Here is a 3,081-nt window from a genome sequence, read left to right as displayed (position 1 = left end):
AACAACTACTGAACAAAATAGAATTAAGAATACGATAAAAGATGAGCATACATACGGAAATAAAAACTGTAAATAATGAAAAATTTAATTAAGATATTGATATTGCTTTTTGCACTTAATTCGTATTCCCAAAAAGAAAAATATTTATTATTTAATAAAAACAAAGATAGTATTGTAACTTTTAACAGTGGTAAAACTATATATTATTATATAGATAAAGATCGGTTTTTAATTACAGGAAGTCAAAATGATTTTAATATAGAAATCGATACGATATCTTTAGAAGAGATAAATAAAATTAAGTTTTATTCACCAGAAGAACTCTCAAAAGAAGGACATAATATTATTGAATCCATGAAAACCAAAAGTTTAAAAACGGGAAAATTAAAAATTATTTCTACTTATAATGAACTTTTTAAACCCATATATGTGATTGAGGAACTTACTTCTTCACGATTCAAAAGAACTCGCGTTTGGTGGGATGATATTAGTGGCTGCCTTAATTAATTACTCTAAGCTAAAATTTAACAAATGCAAAACATGACTAAGTATTTATTTTATAGCTCCCGCTTAGCACTAGTATCTACTATTGATCTCATAGCATTCTATAAAAAAAGCCACACTCATAAAATATGATTTATTGTATTTTAGAGCTATGAACAAAAAAAGATAAGCTATACTGTACATTGGAAATACTTAAGCTCAAGAAACTTTCAAATTAATGATACCTCTTAGAGTTTTACCATACATTTTTTTTTGGTAGATCTACCTAGTAAATACTAGCATTAGCAGAGGTTAAAAATCAACTGATTTATTTTATGAGGCTTTGGTTTGGCGAGGATTAAAAGAACATTACATTGAAGCCTACAAAGATATTGACCCTGAAAAAATAAAACAGTTAGAAGCTGTAGATTTAGATATAGATGTATTAACTAAAGATTGTAAAGACGCGCAATAAAATGAAAGTTATTTTAACCATATTAATATTACTCTTTTTTGTTGAAGCTTTTTCTCAAAACAAAGAAAATGACAGTATATATTTTAAATATAATGAAAATTATATACTCTTTTATGAAAATTTTAAAAACTTAAATTACAAAGAGTTTGAACGTAGAGTTTTACAAAATATATCAAAAACAAAAACAGAGGGCTATTTCATATTAAAAAAAATAGACACCCTTTATAACCTAAATCCAAAACAAATATTTGATTTAAAAGCATATGTGGAAAATAGAGCGTTTTATTATTCTGGTACTTATAATAAAACAATAAATAAAGATCTCCTAAAAGAAAAAATATTCAACAAATACAAGGTGTTCATTGTAAAGAACAATACATTTATAACAATAAGGCAGCACCCTTTTGAAAATTTTTATAATTCATATTACCCAATAAAATATGAAGATAAAAACAAATACCCTACACAATTAAAGATACATTATATCTTAAATACAACAAAAAGTATTTAATAGAAAAAATACATCCTTATGAAAACTATACTTACTATTATTTTAAAAATAGTGGTAATAATGGTAGTTTTTTTCTTAAACAAAAAAATATTTCATTAATAAAAAACCATGAAAATGAAACTACATGCGTAAAAAAAATTCTTAGTAAAAAACAATTCTACAATGGAAAAAATAACACTGAAAAAATAGATGATTGGGAGTTATTAGAATATTTTAATAAGAAAATAGTTTATTTAGTGAAAAATGATTCAATAATAGAATTAGAACCAAAATACTTGACTAATTAAATACAAAGCAGAATAACCTACTATAGTAAAAAAACAACTAAAACTACAGTCACTTTTTACTCAAACAAATGATGATATCCCTACACCTTTTTACACCTTAAAAACAGAGATATTTACGGTATTACCGTAGCGACGTTATATTAAATTGTTTTATTTTTAAAGTCAATATAATAACTCGAGCGCTTTGCTAGACAGTCTTGTATTCACTTGTAATTGTATGTGTGTATGTTGCTAGCAATACAAAAAAATTAAAGCATGAAAACAACTTATAAACTTCTATTACTAATAATATTAAATTTAATTTTCTCAAATAGCTACAGTCAATCTGAAAATTTAATTTTAGGAACTTGGATAAAGACAGATTTAAAATCTAACAGCAAGGACGTTAATGAATTTACTAATTTCTTGAAATACACGTTTAAGCCAAGTGGTAAATTTTATTTATCTACATCACCAAAAGATTTGGGTATAGAATCTGATTACAACATAGAAGACAAAACACTACAATTAAAGTTTAACACGCAACAGATTTTAAAACTGGATAAAGATTCATTAATTATTCAAGATTCAAATAAAAAGGGAGCACTTACTACGCTTTATTTTATTAAAGAAGATGCATATATAAAAAACACTCTGACTCCGAATGACTTTTTCTTAAAAGATAAGGATACCATTTATTTTGAAAACGCATTACTGTCTCCAACATTTAAAAATAAGCACTATAAAAACGACCACGATTTTATAAAGCATCATGTAAAACACAATACAAAGGATCAAGAAGCATATTCTTATGCTACATTTATTATAGACACAACTAATCAGGTTAGCGATATAAACATACTTCATCATATTAGTAAAAAATACGACCAAGATGTTGTTGAGGCTATAAAAAAGACTAATGGAATGTGGAGCTTACCAACTATTAATGGAAAAAAAGTACCTGTTTTAAAAACATGGTCTATGCTTTACTATAAAATGCCAAATGTAAATGGAATGGGTTCAAAATCTAACAATGTTACTGTGGTAACGTCTAAAGCTGAAAAATTCAATAAAAGATATACTTTGTTTTTTATTGAAGCTGTAAAACAATATTTAAAAACAAATTACAAAAGTGCGCTAAACCTATTTCAGCGTAGTGAAAATTTAACCTCAGATAAATTAAATGCAAAAATTCAAATAGCAAATTGTTATAAGTCATTGCATGATAATGAGGCGTATAATAACATTAAAACTATAATTGAAAAAAGTCAATTAGACTATGTGATGGATAAATAAAGTCTACTGCCAAGAATACAGATAGTATAATAACTTTTAACAGTGGTAAA

The 3,081-nt window shown here is 25.4% G+C and carries 4 protein-coding genes; all 4 read left to right on the top strand.

From position 1 onward, the window contains the following. Positions 1 to 75 precede the first annotated feature (75 nt). The 4 genes from AST99_RS12525 (at position 76) to AST99_RS12515 (ending at position 3,031) form a co-directional block, all read left to right on the top strand. A complete protein-coding gene (locus AST99_RS12525; protein ID WP_157486379.1) occupies positions 76 to 507 on the top strand; it encodes a hypothetical protein in 432 nt (143 codons plus the stop codon). A gap of 319 nt (positions 508 to 826) precedes the next feature. After that, positions 827 to 958, top strand: a complete 132-nt coding sequence (locus AST99_RS18960; RefSeq protein WP_262487294.1) for a hypothetical protein — start codon at positions 827 to 829, stop codon at positions 956 to 958. A gap of 1 nt (position 959) precedes the next feature. Further along, positions 960 to 1,469, top strand: coding sequence for a hypothetical protein (locus tag AST99_RS12520; RefSeq protein ID WP_057782180.1), 510 nt, complete (start codon positions 960 to 962; stop codon positions 1,467 to 1,469). A gap of 542 nt (positions 1,470 to 2,011) precedes the next feature. Then, positions 2,012 to 3,031 carry a hypothetical protein gene (locus tag AST99_RS12515; protein ID WP_057782179.1) on the top strand — a complete coding sequence of 340 codons (1,020 nt, stop codon included), beginning with the start codon at positions 2,012 to 2,014 and terminating at the stop codon, positions 3,029 to 3,031. Positions 3,032 to 3,081: the final 50 nt, after the last annotated feature.

The organism is Formosa algae (genome assembly GCF_001439665.1).
GTDB classification, from domain to species: Bacteria; Bacteroidota; Bacteroidia; order Flavobacteriales; family Flavobacteriaceae; genus Formosa; species Formosa algae.
The sequence above is the reverse complement of the archived record's forward strand: the minus strand, read 5'-3'. Positions and strand labels throughout refer to the sequence as shown.

What these genes read in the sequence shown, in the direction of transcription:
- AST99_RS12520 (WP_057782180.1), top strand. Translation starts at nt 960, where the DNA reads ATGAAAGTTATTTTAACCATATTAATATTACTCTTTTTTGTTGAAGCT.
- AST99_RS12515 (WP_057782179.1), top strand. Translation starts at nt 2,012, where the DNA reads ATGAAAACAACTTATAAACTTCTATTACTAATAATATTAAATTTAATT.
- AST99_RS12525 (WP_157486379.1), top strand. Translation starts at nt 76, where the DNA reads ATGAAAAATTTAATTAAGATATTGATATTGCTTTTTGCACTTAATTCG.